The organism is Micromonospora sp. CA-244673 (genome assembly GCF_050948395.1).
Taxonomy (GTDB): domain Bacteria; phylum Actinomycetota; class Actinomycetes; order Mycobacteriales; family Micromonosporaceae; genus Micromonospora.
This window is the reverse complement of sequence record NZ_CP192019.1, coordinates 5803622-5820062: the sequence shown is the minus strand read 5'-3', so window position 1 is coordinate 5820062 and position 16441 is coordinate 5803622. Positions and strand designations below refer to the sequence as shown.

Annotated in this window: 16 protein-coding genes; 13 read left to right on the top strand and 3 right to left on the bottom strand. The window is 73.1% G+C overall.

The genetic code is table 11. The features are described from left to right. Nucleotides 1-39: 39 nt before the first annotated feature. Complete coding sequence (locus tag ACQP12_RS26615; RefSeq protein ID WP_433282887.1) at nt 40-891, top strand: DegV family protein; 852 nt, start codon at nt 40-42, stop codon at nt 889-891. A gap of 241 nt (nt 892-1132) precedes the next feature. Next, nucleotides 1133-1909 carry an SDR family NAD(P)-dependent oxidoreductase gene (locus tag ACQP12_RS26610; RefSeq protein ID WP_433282885.1) on the top strand — a complete coding sequence of 259 codons (777 nt, stop codon included), beginning with the start codon at nt 1133-1135 and terminating at the stop codon, nt 1907-1909. A 58-nt stretch (nt 1910-1967) separates the two neighbouring features. Here the strand turns inward: ACQP12_RS26610 and ACQP12_RS26605 are convergent, their stop codons facing one another. Then, nucleotides 1968-2603 (bottom strand): methyltransferase domain-containing protein, encoded by a 636-nt coding sequence (locus tag ACQP12_RS26605; protein ID WP_433282884.1) that lies wholly within the window; start codon nt 2601-2603, stop codon nt 1968-1970. Nucleotides 2604-3008: 405 nt separating this feature from the next. On the opposite strand from ACQP12_RS26605, the gene ACQP12_RS26600 reads away from it, so the two are divergent. The 4 genes from ACQP12_RS26600 (at nt 3009) to ACQP12_RS26585 (ending at nt 7815) form a co-directional block, all read left to right on the top strand. After that, nucleotides 3009-3797, top strand: a complete 789-nt coding sequence (locus tag ACQP12_RS26600; protein ID WP_433289466.1) for a helix-hairpin-helix domain-containing protein — start codon at nt 3009-3011, stop codon at nt 3795-3797. A gap of 86 nt (nt 3798-3883) precedes the next feature. Continuing rightward, nucleotides 3884-6235 (top strand): ComEC/Rec2 family competence protein, encoded by a 2352-nt coding sequence (locus tag ACQP12_RS26595; RefSeq protein WP_433282882.1) that lies wholly within the window; start codon nt 3884-3886, stop codon nt 6233-6235. 147 nt (nt 6236-6382) lie between these two features. Beyond that, nucleotides 6383-7363 (top strand): DNA polymerase III subunit delta, encoded by a 981-nt coding sequence (holA, locus tag ACQP12_RS26590; protein WP_357950482.1) that lies wholly within the window; start codon nt 6383-6385, stop codon nt 7361-7363. Then, nucleotides 7360-7815 (top strand): hypothetical protein, encoded by a 456-nt coding sequence (locus ACQP12_RS26585; protein ID WP_433282880.1) that lies wholly within the window; start codon nt 7360-7362, stop codon nt 7813-7815. Before holA ends, ACQP12_RS26585 begins: the two co-directional genes overlap by 4 nt. Before the next feature lie 218 nt (nt 7816-8033). Here the strand turns inward: ACQP12_RS26585 and rpsT are convergent, their stop codons facing one another. After that, nucleotides 8034-8300 carry a 30S ribosomal protein S20 gene (rpsT, locus tag ACQP12_RS26580; RefSeq protein WP_151464914.1) on the bottom strand — a complete coding sequence of 89 codons (267 nt, stop codon included), beginning with the start codon at nt 8298-8300 and terminating at the stop codon, nt 8034-8036. A gap of 175 nt (nt 8301-8475) precedes the next feature. After that, complete coding sequence (locus ACQP12_RS26575) at nt 8476-9447, bottom strand: phosphotransferase family protein (protein ID WP_433289464.1); 972 nt, start codon at nt 9445-9447, stop codon at nt 8476-8478. Nucleotides 9448-9509: 62 nt separating this feature from the next. On the opposite strand from ACQP12_RS26575, the gene ACQP12_RS26570 reads away from it, so the two are divergent. From ACQP12_RS26570 to ACQP12_RS26540, 7 genes are all read left to right on the top strand, one after another. Then, entirely contained in the window at nt 9510-10046 is a 537-nt protein-coding gene (locus ACQP12_RS26570) for a DUF4240 domain-containing protein (RefSeq protein WP_433282878.1), read from the top strand. A 109-nt stretch (nt 10047-10155) separates the two neighbouring features. Continuing rightward, the gene (gene lepA, locus ACQP12_RS26565; protein WP_357950474.1) at nt 10156-12033 is read left to right on the top strand and encodes a translation elongation factor 4; all 1878 of its coding nucleotides are present in this window, start codon (nt 10156-10158) and stop codon (nt 12031-12033) included. Nucleotides 12034-12280: 247 nt separating this feature from the next. Continuing rightward, nucleotides 12281-12568: a GlsB/YeaQ/YmgE family stress response membrane protein gene (locus ACQP12_RS26560; RefSeq protein WP_357950471.1), complete on the top strand. Its 288-nt coding sequence runs from the start codon at nt 12281-12283 to the stop codon at nt 12566-12568. Nucleotides 12569-12829: 261 nt separating this feature from the next. Further along, nucleotides 12830-13114, top strand: a complete 285-nt coding sequence (locus ACQP12_RS26555) for a GlsB/YeaQ/YmgE family stress response membrane protein (RefSeq protein ID WP_091269914.1) — start codon at nt 12830-12832, stop codon at nt 13112-13114. A 221-nt stretch (nt 13115-13335) separates the two neighbouring features. Next, on the top strand, nt 13336-14628 hold the full coding sequence (locus tag ACQP12_RS26550; protein ID WP_357939117.1) for a sugar ABC transporter substrate-binding protein: 1293 nt from the start codon (nt 13336-13338) through the stop codon (nt 14626-14628). Continuing rightward, nucleotides 14625-15611, top strand: coding sequence for a carbohydrate ABC transporter permease (locus tag ACQP12_RS26545; RefSeq protein ID WP_433282875.1), 987 nt, complete (start codon nt 14625-14627; stop codon nt 15609-15611). The genes ACQP12_RS26550 and ACQP12_RS26545 overlap by 4 nt, the downstream gene beginning before the upstream one ends. Further along, the gene (locus ACQP12_RS26540) at nt 15608-16438 is read left to right on the top strand and encodes a carbohydrate ABC transporter permease (protein WP_357939122.1); all 831 of its coding nucleotides are present in this window, start codon (nt 15608-15610) and stop codon (nt 16436-16438) included. Before ACQP12_RS26545 ends, ACQP12_RS26540 begins: the two co-directional genes overlap by 4 nt. Nucleotides 16439-16441: the final 3 nt, after the last annotated feature.

The following is a 16441-nucleotide window of genomic DNA, read 5'->3' as shown; positions in this document are numbered from 1 at the left end:
CCCCGGCGCGCCGCCGTGAGATCGGCTAGCGTGCCGGGCATGCCCGTCGCGGTCGTCACCGACTCCACCGCCTACCTGCCACCCGAGCTGGTCCGCGCGCACCGGCTCACCGTCGTCCCGCTGACCGTCGTGCTCAACGGCGCCGAAGGTTTGGAAGGCGTCGAGACGCTCCCGGAGGACGCCACCCGCGCGCTCAGCGGCCGGCGGGTCACGGTGAGCACCTCGCGGCCCGCCCCGGAACAGTTCGCCCAGGTCTACCGGGAGCTGCTCGCCGCCGGCGCCGACGGGGTCGTCTCCGTGCACCTCTCCGCCGAACTCTCCGGCACCGTCGAGGCGGCCCGGCTGGCCGCCGCCGAGGTCGGCGACGACCGGGTCACCGTGGTCGACAGCCGCTCCACCGGCATGGGCCTGGGCTTCCCGGTGCTCGCCGCCGCCGCGGCCGCCGCGCAGGGCGCGGACCTGTCCGGGGTACGCCGGGCGGCGCTCGACGCCGTCGACCGCACCACCATCTTCTTCTACGTCGACACGCTGGAGTTCCTCCGCCGGGGCGGCCGGATCAACGCCGCCGAGGCGCTGCTCGGCACCGCCCTCTCGGTCAAGCCGATCATGCACATGCCCGACGGCGCGATCGTGGTGCGGGACAAGGTCCGGACCGCCAGCCGGGGCGTGGCCCGCCTGGTCGACCTCGCGGTCGAGGCGGCCGGCGACGCCGACATCGACCTCGCGGTGCACCACCTGGCCGCGCCGCAGCGCGCCGAGCAGTTGCTCGCGGCGCTGACCGAACGGCTGGGCGACCGGCTGCACGACACGTACGTCTCCGAGGCGGGCGCGGTGGTCGCCGCGCACGCCGGCCCCGGCCTCGCCTGCGTCGTCCTCCACCGCCGCCCATGACCGTGTCCGCTGCCGCAGCTGCCGCCCTGGTCGGCGTGGGCGGTGCCCTGGTCGCCGCCGTGCTCGGTGGGGTCGGCGCGAGCTCGGCGGGGTGGGCGAGTCCGCGGCCCTGGCTTGCCGCTCCTTCGCCGACCCGGCGGGGAAGACGACTGGCTGCCGCGCCCCGAATTGTCGGATCTTGGCGAGTTTCCGTCCCTCTCGAACGGCAACTCGCCAGGATTGCCGGGACTCGGGTGGCCGGATGAGCGCACTGTCCTACGTGGTGACCGGCGGGGGCCGGGGCGTCGGGCGGGCCATCGTTGAGCGGCTGGCCGCCGGTGGTGGCACGGTGGTCGTCGTCGAGCGGGACGAGGCCGCGCTGGACTGGGTGGGCGGGCATCCGGCCGCCGACCGGCTGCGCGCCGTGGCCGGCGACGCCGCCGACGAGGACGTCACCGGGCGGGCCGCCGACCTCGCCGAGGCGGCCGCCCGGCTCGCCGGCTGGGTCAACAACGCCGCCGTGTTCCGGGACGCCGCCCTGCACCGCGCGCCGGCCGGGGAGGTGTTCGACCTGATCGCCGCCAACCTGCGCCCTGCCGTGGTCGGCGCCGGCACCGCCGTACGCCGGTTCCTCGCGGCCGGCACCAGCGGCGCCATCGTCAACGTCTCCTCCCACCAGGCCCGCCGGGCCGTGCCGGGCGCCCTGCCGTACGCCACCGCCAAGGCGGCCGTCGAGGGGCTGACCCGGGCCCTCGCCGTGGACTACGGCGGCCGGGGGATCCGCACCAACGCGGTCGCGCTCGGCTCGATCCACACCGAGCGGCACGCCGCGTACCTGGCCGGCCTGGACCCGGCCGAAGCGGACCGGGTCGGGGCGGAACTCGCCCGGCTGCACCCGGCGGGCCGGATCGGGCGTACCGGGGAGGTCGCCGAGGTGGTCGCCTTCCTGCTGTCGGCGGGAGCGGCCTTCGTCAACGGGGTGACCCTGCCGGTCGACGGGGGCCGGGCGGCGCTCGGCCTGGATCCGGAGGCGGACTGAGCACACTGGAAGGTGGTCTGGTCACCGGACCGTGATCCGGGTTTCAGTGTGCGGGTCGCTATCCCAGGTCCGGGCGGCGCAGCGTCAGCGACTGGAACCGGTAACCGCGGCCGACGTCCACGGGATGGAAGTCCACGACGTCGAACGACGCGGCGGCGAACGTGAGCAGTTGCTCGTCGGTGCGGAATGAGAAGAAGCGCGGCGGCTCGTGCTCGTCGTCGCTGATGGGGCCTTCGGCGCTCTCGGTGCCCCCGTACACGCCGACGAAGAACAACCCGCCGGGGCGCAGGATCGCCCGGATCGCCGCCAGGACCGCGGGCAGGTCCTGGTTGGGCACGTGCAGCAGGCAGTTCATCGCGAACACCGCGTCGAACGAGCGGGCCGGGAAATCCAGCCGCAGGAAGTCCATGACGTGGGCCTCGATGCCCTTGGCCCGGCAGTGCTCGACCATCGCCGGCGAGAGGTCAGCCGCGACAACGCCGAAGCCCTCCCGCTGGAACCAGGCGCTGTCCTGTCCGGTGCCGGCACCGATCTCCAGCAGCCGCGCGCCCGCCGCCAGCCGGTCACGAAACGCCTGCCGTTCGGCTACCTTCCACGGCTCCTTGGTGAGCCCCTCACGCCATGCCGCGCGCGTGTCGTACGCCTCTCGTAGCGGGCGGAGCACCTCGGCGTATCGGACCGTCATGTCGACCATTATCAACGGGACGGGGCGGTCGCGACGTCCCGGCGCCTGCCCCACAAGGGCCCGGGTAGCACACATGGGGATGGTCCGGGGGGTCGTCCACAAGGCTGTTCGTCGTCCACAGGCGAGCGCTGACGTCCGCCCCAGGCCGGGTTGGCGCCGTAGCTTCCAGCCGTGCCAGACGACGAGGAGACGACGGTACGGCGGCGGCTGTCCCGGCTGTTCGAGCCGGTCGACGGTCTTGCCCCGCCCGCCGGTGCCGCCATGCCGGCGGAGGGCTCCCAGCTCGGTTGGGATCTCGACCCTGACCCGCCATGGGCTTCGCAGCAGGCCTTCTTCGCCGATCTTCGACCACTCGCGGCGGTCGCGGGTTCCGTTCCCGTGCGTCCGTCCGGCCGCCCGCCCGATTCGGGCCGGATGAACCCGGACCCTGACGCGGGCGGGAGGCGGCCGTTGACAAGCATTACCGATGAGGCCCTGCCGGTGGAGGGCGAAGGTGGTCGACGCGGGCACGAACCTGGGGGCGCTGCCGACGAGACCGGCGGGCGCCCTTCTCTGGCGTCCCGGCTGCCCGGGCCGGGCGCCTTCGATCCCGGCCGGCGAGGCGTCCGGGCCCTCGCCGCCGTGGCGGTCGTCGTGGTGCTGGTCGCCGGAGTCTGGGCCTGGCGCTCCCGGCCACAAGCAGAGCCGGTCCGTCCGGTCGCGGCGGCCGGCGCACCGGAGACCTCCGCGCCGGCGCCCACCGCCTCCACCGGCCAGGTGGTGGTGGCGCTGGCCGGCAAGGTCCGCCGCCCCGGCCTCGTCCGCCTCCCGGCCGGTGCGCGGGTGGCCGACGCCATCGAGGCGGCCGGCGGGGCCCTGCCCGGCGTCGACGTCGCCCTGCTCAACCCGGCCCGCAAGGTGACCGACGGCGAGCTGATCCTGGTCGGCGTCAGCGCGGCGCCCGGCCAGGCCGCCCCGGCCGGCCCGGCGGCCGGTGGTGGACCCGCCGCCGGTGGCGCCGCGCCGGGCGGCGGCCCGGTCAACCTGAACACGGCCACCCTGGCCCAGCTCGACGCCCTGCCCGGCGTGGGTCCGGTGCTCGCCCAGCGGATCCTCGACCATCGCGACCAGCACGGCGGCTTCCGGTCGGTCTCGGACCTGCGCCAGGTCGACGGCATCGGCGACGCCCGGTACGAGCAGCTCAAGGACCTGGTGACGGTGTGAACGGCCGGCGCATCTCCGAACCGGAGCGGGACCTCGGCAGTCGAGGCGGACCGGAGGCCGGAGGCGGCGGCGCGACGGTCGGCGACGTGCCCGACCTGAGATTGGCCGGGCTGGCCGTGGCCGCCTGGCTCGCCGCGCTGGCCGGCCTGCATCTCACCGCGACGGCGAGCGCCACCCTGGCCGCCGTCGCCGCGGTCCTGGCCCTCCTCACCGCCACCCACCTGTGTGGCCTGCTCGGCCGCCCGGCCGCCCCGGTCCGCCGCCACGGCTGGATCGCGGTCGCCGTGCTGCTCGGGGTGGTCTGCGGCGCGACCGCCACCGCCGCCCGCGTCGCGGTCCGCGACGCCGGCCCCGTGCGGGCACTCCTCGCCGACCGAACCCTGGTCACCGCCGACCTGGTGGTCCGCGACGACCCCCGCCCGATCCGGGGCGCCGCCGGCCGCCCCGCCACCCTGTTGGTGCTCGCCGACCTGAGCCGGCTCACCGACCCCACCGGCCGCCAGGTCACCGGCACGGTGCGCGGCCTGGTGCTGGCGACCGATCCGGCCTGGCGCACGCTGCTGCCGGGGCAGCGGGCGACCGCTCGGGGTCGGCTGTCGGCCCCGCGCGGCGGGGACCTGACGGCGGCGGTGCTGTCGGCCACCGGGCCGCCGAGCCGGCACGGTGCCGCCCCGTGGGCGCAGCGGGCGGCGGGCACACTCCGCACGGGGCTGCAACGGGCCTGCGCGCCGCTTCCCGACGCGCCGGGTGGGCTGCTGCCCGGCCTCGTGGTGGGGGACACCAGCCGGCTGCCGCCGGAGGTGGAGGAGGACTTCCGGGCCACCGGCATGACCCATCTCAACGCGGTGTCCGGGTCCAACGTGGCCATCGTCGTCGGGGCGGTGCTGCTGCTCGCCCGCTGGGCCCGGGCCGGGCCGCGGACGGCTGCCGCGCTGTGCGTACTCGCCCTGGTCGGGTTCGTGATCCTGGTCCGGCCCTCCCCGAGCGTGGTCCGGGCCGCGGCGATGGGGGCGATCGGGTTGGCCGCGCTCGCCACCGGGCGGTCCCGGGCCGCGCTGCCCGCCCTGGCCGCCGCGGTCACCGTGTTGGTGCTCGTCGACCCGGAGTTGGCCGGCGACCCCGGGTTCGCGCTCTCGGTGTGCGCCACCGGTGGGCTCCTGCTGCTCGCCCCCGGCTGGCGGGACGCGCTGCGCCGGCGGGGCGTACCGCCCGGGTTGGCCGAGGCGCTGGCGGTGCCGGCGGCCGCGCAGCTCGCCTGCGGTCCGGTGATCGCGGGGATCTCGGGGACGGTGAGCCTCGTCGCGGTGCCGGCGAACCTGCTGGCCGTGCCGGTGGTCGCGCCCGCCACCGTGCTGGGCGTGACGGCGGCGGTGCTGTCGCCGGTCTGGCCGGCCGGCGCCGAGTTCGCCGCCTGGCTGGCGAGCTGGCCGGCGCGCTGGCTCGTGCTGGTGGCCGCGCAGGGCGCCGGGATGCCCGCCGGGACGCTGCCCTGGCCGGGCGGGGTGACCGGCGCCGTGCTGCTGGCCGCCGTCAGCGTGGCGCTGCTGGTGGCCGTGCGGCGTCCGGTGGTGCGACGGCTGGTCGCGGTCGTCGTGGTCGCGGTGGTGCTCGGCACGCTGCCCGTCCGGCTGCTCGCCGCGGGTTGGCCACCGCCGGGCTGGGTGATCGTGGCGTGCGCGGTGGGGCAGGGGGACGCCGTGGTGCTGCCGGTCGACGCCGGTCGGGCGGTGGTGATCGACGCCGGCCCGGATCCGTCCGGGGTGGACGGGTGCCTGCGCCGGCTCGGCGTGCGCGAGGTGTCGCTCCTGGTGGTCAGCCACTTCCACGCCGACCACGTGGGCGGGATCGCCGGGGTGTTCCGGGGCCGGCGGGTCGCGGCGGTGGCCACCCCGCAGTGGACCGAGCCGCCCTACGGGGTCGCCCAGGTACGCGACGCGGCGCGCCGGGGCGGGAGCGTGCTGGCGCCGGTGCCGGCGGGCTGGCGTTGGCGGGCCGGGGCGGTCGAGCTGGTGGCCGTCGGGCCGCCGTACCCGCTGCGCGGCAGCCGGTCGGACCCGAACAACAACTCGCTGGTGCTGGCCGCCACGGTGCACGGGGTGCGGATCCTGCTGCCCGGCGACGCCGAGACAGAGGAGCAACGGGCGCTGCTGGAGGCGGTGCCGGCCGCCGCGATCCGGGCCGACGTGCTGAAGGTGGCCCACCACGGGTCCGCGTACCAGGATCCGGAGTTCCTGGCCGCGGTCCGCCCGGCGGTCGCGCTGGTCTGCGTGGGCGCCGGCAACGACTACGGGCACCCCAACTCGGGCCTGCTGGACCGGCTCACCCGGGCCGGCGCACGGGTGCTGCGCACCGACACCGACGGCGACGTCGCGGCCGTCCACAGCGCCGCCGGGCTGGCGGTGGTGGCCCGGGGAATTGGTCCGGGGCGGCGGCCGTGAGACCGGTTCGGGAAATCTCCCGGCGATCGAGGGAGCTTGTTGGTATAGCTGATAGATCGACTCGAATGTCGGGATTTGCGCTGACTGCGGGCTCTGCCGTCACAGTCCTCGATGAGCAGGCACGATCCGGTCGGGGGCCGTGCGAATATGGGCGACGTGACCCCCGCCAGCCTGCCCCCTATTCTGCTCGTTCTCGGCGACGAGGAGCTGCTCGCCACGCGAGCCGTCTCCGAAGCCGTCGCCCGGGCCCGCAGCGTCGACCCGGATGTGGACGTGCGGGAATACCAGGCCGGCTCGCTGGCGGTGGGGGAGATCGCCGAGATGCTCAGCCCGTCGCTGTTCGGCGGGCACCGGGTGCTCGTGCTCCGCTCCGGCCAGGACGCCCGCAAGGACCTGGTCACCGCCCTGCTCGGGTACGCGAAGAACCCCGACCCGGAGGTGCAGCTCGTGGTGCTGCACCTGGGCGGGGCCAAGGGCAAGGCGTTCGCCGACGGGCTGCGGGCAGCGGGCGCGACAGTGGTGCCGGCGGCGAAGCTCAAGGGCCACCGGGAGCGGGTCGCCTTCGTCCGGGACGAGATCCGCCGCCTCGGCGGAAAGTGCACCGAGGACGCGGCCGAGACGCTGATCGCGGCCGTCGGCGCCGACCTGCGTGAGCTGGCCGCCGCCTGCTCCCAGCTCGTCGCCGACACCGACGGGCGGATCGGGGCGGACACGGTGTCCCGCTACTACCGGGGGCGGGTCGAGGTGACCGGCTTCACCGTGGCCGACGCGACGATGGTCGGCGACGTGCCCGGGGCGCTGGAGGCGCTGCGCTGGGCGCTGCACGTCGGTGTCGACCCGGTGCCGATCGCCGACGCGCTCGCCGACGGCGTGCGGACCGTGGCCCGGGTCGCCTCGGCCGGGCGGGGCAGCCCCTACCAGCTGGCGAGCAGCCTGGGCATGCCGGCGTGGAAGATCGAGCGGGCCCAGCGGCAGGGCCGGGGCTGGACGCCGGAGGGCCTCGTGGAGGCCATGCGGGCGGCCGCCGAGTGCAACGCCGCGGTCAAGGGCGGTGCCGACGACCGGGCGTACGCGCTGGAGCGGGCGGTGTTCTCGGTGGCCGCGGCGCGGCAGGGTGGCGGCCGGTGACCCGAACGTGGTCGACGGTCCCGGCGGACGAGGAGCGGTACCGGCCGCTCTACGCCCGGGTCCTCGGGCTGCGTTTCGTCAACCCGGGCGGCGTGCTCTGCTTCCTCTTCTTCGAGGGCGCCGTGGCGCTGGCCGTGCTGCTCGCCCTCGCCGAGCTGGTCACCTGGTGGGCCGTGCTGGTGCTGCCGGCGGCCGTGGCGGCCATGGTGAAGCTCAACGACCTGGTCGCCGAGATCGTGATCCGCGGCGCGGCGCAGGTGCCGGAGCAGGAGCGGGACCGCTTCCGCCGGCAGATGGAGCCGGTCGTCGGGCGGGCGAGCGTGCCGTCCACGGCCCGGGCCCTGCCGGGCGGAGTCACTCTGGCCGGCGACCCGACGCTCCGGGCGGCCCACCCCGCCGACCCACAGAGCAAGGGCGACCCCCGGCCAACCCACCACAACCCGTACCGCTGACCCGCCCCCGACCGACCACCGCCGCGCCGGCGCCCGCGCCGCCTCAGGCGTTGATCATGAAGTTGTTGTCGCGACACGCCGAGGTGCAGGGCAATAACTTCATGATCAACCGGGTGGGCTGGCGGTGGATGGCCGAGGGCCGGTCGGCTGGGGAACGCAGACGGCCGGAAGCCCCGGGGGAGGTCCCCCGGGGCTTCCGGTCAGGTCTTAGGCGCTGGTCAGGCCGAGAACGAGGCGACGCGCTGGGCGATCGCCGACTTCCGGTTGGCCGCCTGGTTGGCGTGGATGACACCCTTGCTGGCAGCCTTGTCCAGCTTGCGGGTGGCCTCACGCATCAGGGTGGTGGCCTTCTCGGTGTCGCCCGCCTCGGCAGCCTCGTTGAACTTCCGGATGGCGGTCTTCAGCGACGACTTGACCGACTTGTTACGCAGCCGGCGCTTCTCGTTCTGCCGGTTGCGCTTGATCTGGGACTTGATGTTCGCCACGCGACAGCCTCGTCTTGATAGCTCGGGTTGGTCTGCTTTCGTGCACGACGGACATGCGTCATCGCCGCGCGAAAAGCCAGGTTACCAGGTCGCCCGGCGGCGAGCCAAAACGCCTCCGGTGCCCCGGGGCGTCCGCCCTGCTCAACCCGGCCCGGCACCCTGGTCGGGAACACGCTCACGTCCAGCCCTGGCGCACGCCGAGCCAGGACAGCGCCTGCTCGCCGCTCCAGCGTTGGTGCGCGCGGATGTGCGGCGAGGCGGTGGACGGGCCGGCGGCGGCGCCGGTGAGGAAGTAGCCGGCGAGTGCGGCGAGGGTCACGTCCAGCGCGTCGGCCGGGGCGCCCGCGGCGGCCGGGTGGCGGGCGAAGGCGGCGTCCGCGTCGAGGCCGCTGGCGTGTGCGGTGATCAGCAGGCTGACCAGGTCGAACCAGGCCGGCCCGTGGCAGAGCCAGTTCCAGTCGCAGATCCAGGCCCGGCCGGCGGCGTCCAGCAGCACGTTGTCCACCCGCAGGTCGCAGTGGGCCAGGCCGGGGGCGGCGTCGGCGTACCCCGGGAGGCGGGACTCCAGCGCGACCAGCCCGGGCAGCGGGGCCCAGGGCGGCAGCGCCGGCGCGGGTTCCCGGCCGGCGGCCACCTCGCCCCACCAGAGGATGTCGTCGCGGGCCAGGTCGGCGAGGCGCGGCAGCCCGAGCGCGACGAGGTCCGCGGGCGGCGCGGCGAGCGCGGTGGCCACCTCGGCGTACGCGGTGAGGGCGGCGTCCAGCTCGGCCGGGTCCCAGGGCAGCCGGGGGGTGTGCCCGTTGACCGCGTCCAGGGCGAGCGCGTACCAGCCGGCCTCGGTGAGCGCCCAGCGCGGGCGGGGGACGGGCAGGCCGGCGGGCAGCCGGGCCAGGACGGCGGTCTCGTGGGCGTACCAGTCGACCAGGTGCCGCTGCTCGGCCAGGGCCGCCGCCTTGACGAAGACCGGCTCGCCGGACGGGCCGGCGAGCACGGCGGCGAAGCCGCGGGTGAAGCCCGCCCCGGCCGGGCGGACCGTCACCGGGGTGCCGCCGAGCCGGGCGGCCAGCGCGGCACGCAGCCCGGCCGGCAGTTCGGCCCAGTCCGGCCGGTCGGCCGTGGCGTCGTACGGCACCGGGGGCAGGGACATGGCGGGCACGCGCCCATGTTGCCGCACCGGGACGTCGGTGCGCTCTGCCAGACTGCGAGGCCATGAGGACCGACGAGTTCTGGCAGTTGATCGACAGCGCCCGGGCCGGGGGCGGGGGCGAGCCCGCGGCGGTCGCCGCCCGCGCGGTCGCCCTGCTGGCCGAACGGGACCCGGAGGAGATCGTCGGGTACGCCCACCACCAGCAGCGGGTGCTCGCCGCGTCGTACAAGGTCGACCTGTGGGGCGCGGCGTACCTGATCAACGGCGGCGCCTCGGACGACGGCTTCGAATACTTCCGGGGCTGGCTCATGACCCAGGGCCGGGCCGTGTTCGCCCGGGCGGTCGCCGAGCCGGACTCCCTCGCGGAGCTGCCGCAGGTCCGGGCCGCCGCGCTCAGCGGCGAGGAGTTCGAGTGCGAGGACATGCTGGCGGTGCCGTGGGAGGCGTACCGGAAGGCCACCGCGGCCGACCTGCCGGCGGACCGCGAGCCGGTCCGGGCGCCGGACCTGAACGACTTCTGGGACTTCGACGACGAGGACGAGGCGCGACGCCACCTGCCGAAGCTCGCCGCGCTCTTCGTCGAGCCGCCCGAGGAGTGACGCCGGAGGAGTGCCGGGGGAGCACCGGCGCGCCCCGGGCGACGTGGGAGCATAGAGGGGGCCGGCGGCGCGCCGGCCCGCTCACGTCAGCCGACCAGAACGGACCGCTGTGCCACCGACGCTCGATCCCGGCGCGAACGCTCCTGGTGCCACCGACCCGGCGCGCATCCGGAACTTCTGCATCATCGCTCACATCGACCATGGGAAGTCGACCCTGGCCGACCGGATGCTGCAGCTCACCGGCGTGGTCGACCCCCGGCAGATGCGCGCCCAGTATCTCGACCGGATGGACATCGAGCGCGAGCGCGGCATCACCATCAAGAGCCAGGCCGTCCGGATGCCGTGGACCATCCGGGAGGGTGACCGGGCCGGCGAGTCCGCCGTGCTCAACATGATCGACACCCCGGGCCACGTGGACTTCACCTACGAGGTGTCCCGGTCGCTGGCGGCCTGCGAGGGCGCCATCCTGCTGGTCGACGCCGCCCAGGGCATCGAGGCGCAGACGCTGGCCAACCTCTACCTGGCGCTCGAGAACGACCTGCACATCATCCCGGTGCTCAACAAGATCGACCTGCCGGCCGCCCAGCCGGAGAAGTACGCCGAGGAGCTGGCCCACCTGATCGGCGGCGACCCGGCGGACTGCATCCGGGTCTCCGGCAAGACCGGTGAGGGCGTGCCGCACCTGCTCGACGAGATCGTCCGGCAGTTCGTGCCGCCGGTCGGCAAGGCCGACGCCCCGGCCCGCGCCATGATCTTCGACTCGGTCTACGACGTCTACCGCGGCGTGGTCACCTACGTCCGGGTGATCGACGGGCTGATCAGCGCCCGGGACCGGATCAAGATGATGTCCACGGGCGCCGTCCACGAGCTGCTGGAGATCGGCGTCATCTCCCCGGAGATGGTGAAGGCCGACGCGCTCGGCGTCGGCGAGGTGGGCTACCTGATCACCGGCGTGAAGGACGTCCGCCAGTCCCGGGTGGGTGACACGGTCACCATCAACGCCAACCCGGCGAAGGAGGCCCTCGGCGGCTACAAGGACCCGAAGCCGATGGTCTACTCCGGCCTCTACCCGATCGACGGGTCCGACTACCCGAACCTCCGTGAGGCGCTGGACAAGCTCAAGCTCAACGACGCCGCCCTGGTCTACGAGCCGGAGACCTCGGGCGCGCTCGGCTTCGGCTTCCGCTGCGGCTTCCTCGGCCTGTTGCACCTGGAGATCATCCGCGAGCGGCTGGAGCGGGAGTTCAACCTCGACCTCATCTCCACCGCGCCGAACGTGGTCTACCGCGCCATGCAGGAGGACGGCGAGGAGATCGTGGTGACCAACCCGAGCGAATACCCGACCGGCAAGATCGCCGAGGTGTACGAGCCGACGGTGCGGGCCACCGTGCTCACCCCGAACGACTACGTCGGTGCCGTGATGGAGCTGTGCCAGGGCCGCCGGGGCAGCCTGATGGGCATGGACTACCTCTCCGCCGACCGGGTGGAGCTGCGCTACACCCTGCCGCTGGCCGAGATCATCTTCGACTTCTTCGACCAGCTCAAGAGCCGCACCAAGGGCTACGCGTCGCTGGACTACGAGCCCTCCGGCGAGCAGGCGTCCGACCTGGTCAAGGTCGACATCCTGCTGCACGGCGAGCCGGTGGACGCGTTCAGCGCGATCGTGCACAAGGACAAGGCGTACAACTACGGCACGACGATCGCGGCGAAGCTGCGCACGCTGATCCCGCGCCAGCAGTTCGAGGTGCCCATCCAGGCGGCCATCGGCAGCCGGGTGATCGCCCGGGAGACCATCCGCGCCATCCGCAAGGACGTGCTCGCCAAGTGCTACGGCGGTGACATCAGCCGGAAGCGCAAGCTGCTGGAGAAGCAGAAGGAGGGCAAGAAGCGGATGAAGATGGTGGGCCGGGTCGAGGTTCCCCAGGAGGCCTTCATCGCCGCGCTCTCCTCCGACTCCGGCGACGGCAAGGCCGCCGGCAAGAAGTAACGCCTCCGCGCCGACGACGGCCGGCTCCCCGCACGGGCGGGGGGCTGGCCGTTGCGCGTACCCGGAGATTTTTTTCTTCCGGGCGGGCGGCCCGGGACCGCTCCCACCTGCGCGATCACCGTCGGGGGCGCGAAACGGCGCGCGGCGGCCCGGGGGTGGGCCGGTTTCGTTTTTTGGCGGGTCGGGAACTTAGCGGTCACGACAGGAACCACACAGACCGTGTGAAACTTCTTAGAAGGAGAAGACCGTGGACCTCACCGTCTGGGGCATCATCACCGCGCTCGTCGTTGGTCTGATCGTGGGCGCGCTGGGCCGCCTGGTCGTGCCGGGCCGCCAGAACATGCCGATGTGGCTGCACATGCTGATCGGCGTCGGCGCCGCGCTGCTGGGCACCGTCCTGGCCCGCGCCATGGGCATCGCCACCGAGACCTCCGGCATCGACTGGATGGAGCTGCTGGTCCAGGTCGTGCTGGCCGCCATCGCCGTGGCCCTGGTGGCCGGCGTGGGTCGCCGCCGCAGCGTCTCGCGCTACTGACGCACCTCGCCAAGCGCCTCAGCGGGCGCCCGACCGACAGGTCGGGCGCCCGCTGGCGTTCGGGCATTGAACGCGGTCAGCCGCGAAGGGCCGGCAAAACCCTTTCCCCGCGCCCGGATCCGGCCAGGAAATGCCAGCTCAGAGCCGTTGCGAGCAATTCGTCACCGGAGTCGGTTTGGATTTTCGGCGGGTCGGGAACTTAGCGGTCACGACAGGAACCACACGACATCGTGTGACTCATTCAGAAGAAGGAGGGCGACCGTGGAGCTCACCGTTTGGGGCATCATCACCGCGCTCATCGTTGGTCTGATCGTCGGCGCTCTGGGCCGCCTGGTCGTCCCGGGCCGCCAGAACATGCCGATGTGGCTGCACATGCTGATCGGCGTCGGCGCCGCGCTGCTGGGCACGATCGTCGCCCGGGCGTCGGGCTTCGCCGACACGGCCGGCATCGACTGGCGGGAGCTGCTGCTGCAGGTCCTGTTCGCCGCCATCGGCGTGGCCCTGGTGGCCGGTGTGGGGCGCCGCCGCGGCGTCTCGCGCTACTGACCCCATCCCCCAAGTGCGCCGGCGGGCGCCCGACCAATCGGTCGGGCGCCCGCCTCCGTCTTCACCCTGAGCTGCCCGGACGGCACCCCTGCCGCCCGGGCGTCCGGCTGCGATACCGTCGCCTCGGCCGCCCGCCGCGAGTACCCCCTGTTGTAAAGGAAATTTTCCTACTAAGGTGCGGCGGAGAAGGTTAATGCCAAACGCCCCGAGGGAGATATGGCGTGAACAGGTGGAAGCGGCTGGCCCCGGTCACCGCCATCGTGGCCTCGGCCGCGATGGTGCTCTCCGGGTGCGGTGGCTCGGGCGACGACGACAAGGCCGGCGACAACAGCAAGCTGACGGTCTGGATGATGGGTGAGGGCGGCGACGCCCAGACCGCGTTCCTCGACGGCGTCGAGGCGGAGTTCAAGAAGAAGCACCCCGAGACCGACGTCGTGGTGCAGTACATCCCCTGGCTCGAGGCGCCGAAGAAGTTCCAGGCCGCGCTCGCCGGCGGGGAGGGACCCGACGTCACCGAGCTGGGCAACACCGAGACGCAGGGCTGGGCGGCGCAGGAGGCCCTCGCCGACGTCACGGAGAAGTTCAACGGCTGGTCCGAGGGCAAGGACATCCTTCCCGACCTCGTGAAGAACGCCCAGCTCGACGGCAAGCAGTACGGCGTCCCGTGGTACGCCGGCGTGCGGGCCATCTACTACCGCACCGACTGGTTCGCGGAGGCGGGCGTGAAGCCGCCGACGACCTGGGACGAGCTGGTCGCCGCCGCGAAGGCCGTCCAGGCCAAGAAGCCGGGCACCTACGGCATCGCCCTACCGGGCAACTCGGAGCTGCCGTTCTACTCGTTCCTCTGGGCGGCCGGCGCGGAGATCGCCACCAAGGACGGCGACAGCTGGAAGTCCGGCTACAACACGCCGGAGGCGCAGAAGGCGGTCAAGTTCTGGACCGACCTCGTGACCGTGCACAAGGTGGCCCCGCCGGCCGCCGCCGCCTGGAACGAGGTCGACGCCCGCACCCAGTTCGCCACCGGCAAGGCCGCCATGGCATTCGCCGGTAGCTGGCAGGGCGGCGCGATGAAGAAGGACAACCCCGACATCGAGAAGGTGTGGGGCACGTTCCCGATCCCGGGTCCGGACGGCAAGGCCGCCCCGGCCTTCGCCGGTGGCTCCGACATCGCCCTCTGGAAGGACAGCAAGCGGCAGGCCCTCGCCTGGGACTACCTGACCGTGCTGCTCAGCAAGCAGAAGGACCAGGAGTTCGCCAGCAGCCTCGGCTTCTTCCCGGTCTACAAGGACCTGGTCGGCGGCGGCAACTACGCCAACGACAAGGTGATGGCGGCGTTCGCCACCACGATGCAGAACACCAAGCTGACCCCGCTCACCCCGAAGTGGGTGGAGGTGAGCCGGACCAAGACGGTGACCCAGGCCATGAACAGCTCGGTCATCAAGGGCCAGAAGACGGTCGAGAAGGCCACCGCCGACGCGGCCACCGAGATGGAAAGCATCCTCAACGCCAAGTGACCACGCTGACCGAGGCCACCGGCGAGGCCGCCGCGCGGGAGACCCCCGCGCGGCGGCGCCGCCGTGTGGACCGCCTTCCGTACCTGCTGCTCCTGCCCTGCCTGGCGATCATCGCGGTGCTGCTGCTCTGGCCGCTCGGCCAGGTCGTGATGATGTCCTTCTACAAGCTGGACAGCGTCCGGCAGCTGCGGGGCGACCGCGAGTGGCCGTGGGTGGGCCTGGCCAACTACGCGCAGATCCTCGGCGACCCGTTCTTCCGTACGGTGCTGCGCAACACCGTGCTCTTCGCCGTGGCCAACGTGGTGCTCACCATGATCCTCGGCACCCTGGTCGGGCTGCTGCTCAACCGGCTCGGCAGGAAGATGGCCACCTTCGTGGCGAGCTGCGTGATGCTGGCCTGGGCCACCCCGGCGCTGACCGGCACCATCGTCTGGAAGTGGATCTTCGACGACACCAGCGGCCTGGTGACCTGGCTGTTCAACAAGCTTCCGGACGGGCTCTCCACGGCCCTGTTCGGGCGCAGCGACTGGACCGGCTACGGCTGGTTCAACGACCCGCTGCTCTTCTTCGGCATCCTGACCCTCGTGGTCGTCTGGCACTCGTTCCCGTTCATCGCCGTCAGCGTGCTGGCCGGGCTGAAGAGCGTGCCGAGCGAGCTGCAGGAGGCCGCCCGGGTCGACGGGGCCGGCCCGTGGCGGGTCTTCTGGTCGGTCACCTTCCCGATGCTGCGGCCGGTCTTCGGCATCCTCGTGGTGCTCTCCACGATCTGGGACTTCAAGGTCTTCACCCAGCAGTTCGTGCTGGCCGGCGGCACCCAGGACCGGTCGACGTTCATGCTGTCGATCTACTCGTACGCGGAGGCGTTCTCGCCGCCGCCCAAGTACGGGCTGGGCTCCGCCATCGCCGTCATCCTGACGCTGATCCTGCTGGTGGTGACCGGCGTGTACGTCCGTATGGTGCTCCGGCAGGAGGACGAGTCGTGAAGAAGATCGCCCTCAACGGCGCCGGCCTGCTGGTCGCGCTCTTCGCGGCCTTCCCGGTCTACTGGATGGTCGCCACCTCGCTGAAGCCCAACAAGGAGATCTTCTCGGCCACGCCGCGCCCGGTCCCGGCGGAGCCGACCCTGGAGCACTACCGGGAGATCCTCACCGGCAACCTCATCCCGGGCGTGACCTTCACGGACTTCTTCCTCAACAGCGCGCTGGTCGCGGTGGCCACCGTGGTGTTGAGCGGGCTTGTCGCGCTGCTCGCCGCGACCGCGGTGGCCCGGTTCCGCTTCAAGCTGCGCACCACCTTCCTGATCCTGCTGCTGGTGGTGCAGATGATCCCGCTGGAGGCGCTGGTCATCCCGCTGTTCCTGATGATCCAGCGGCTCGGGCTCTACAACACCCTGCCCAGCCTGATCCTGACCTACCTCGGCTTCTCGCTGCCGTTCGCGGTCTGGATGCTGCGCGGCTTCGTGGCCGCGGTGCCCAAGGAGCTGGAGGAGGCGGCGGCGATCGACGGGGCCAGCCGGGCCCAGACCTTCCGCAAGGTGCTCTTCCCGCTGGTCGCGCCCGGCCTGGTGGCCACCAGCATCTTCTCCTTCATCACCGCCTGGAACGAGCTGATCTTCGCGTTGACCTTCGTCAACGACCAGAGCAAGTACACGCTGCCGGTGGCCATGACGTTCTTCTTCGGGCGGGACGACACCGCCTGGGGTTCGGTGATGGCGGCCTCGACGCTGTTCACCCTGCCGGTGATCGTCTTCTTCCTGCTGGTCCAGCGCCGGATGGTGTCCGGCCTGGTGGCCGGCGCGGTCAAGGGCTGACCC

Excerpts from the sequence above, each read along its gene's own strand:
- ACQP12_RS26615 (WP_433282887.1), top strand. The coding sequence starts at position 40 with ATGCCCGTCGCGGTCGTCACCGACTCCACCGCCTACCTGCCACCCGAG.
- ACQP12_RS26610 (WP_433282885.1), top strand. The coding sequence starts at position 1,133 with ATGAGCGCACTGTCCTACGTGGTGACCGGCGGGGGCCGGGGCGTCGGG.
- ACQP12_RS26605 (WP_433282884.1), bottom strand. The coding sequence starts at position 2,603 with ATGGTCGACATGACGGTCCGATACGCCGAGGTGCTCCGCCCGCTACGA.
- ACQP12_RS26600 (WP_433289466.1), top strand. The coding sequence starts at position 3,009 with ATGAACCCGGACCCTGACGCGGGCGGGAGGCGGCCGTTGACAAGCATT.
- holA (WP_357950482.1), top strand. The coding sequence starts at position 6,383 with ATGGGCGACGTGACCCCCGCCAGCCTGCCCCCTATTCTGCTCGTTCTC.
- ACQP12_RS26575 (WP_433289464.1), bottom strand. The coding sequence starts at position 9,447 with ATGTCCCTGCCCCCGGTGCCGTACGACGCCACGGCCGACCGGCCGGAC.
- ACQP12_RS26570 (WP_433282878.1), top strand. The coding sequence starts at position 9,510 with ATGAGGACCGACGAGTTCTGGCAGTTGATCGACAGCGCCCGGGCCGGG.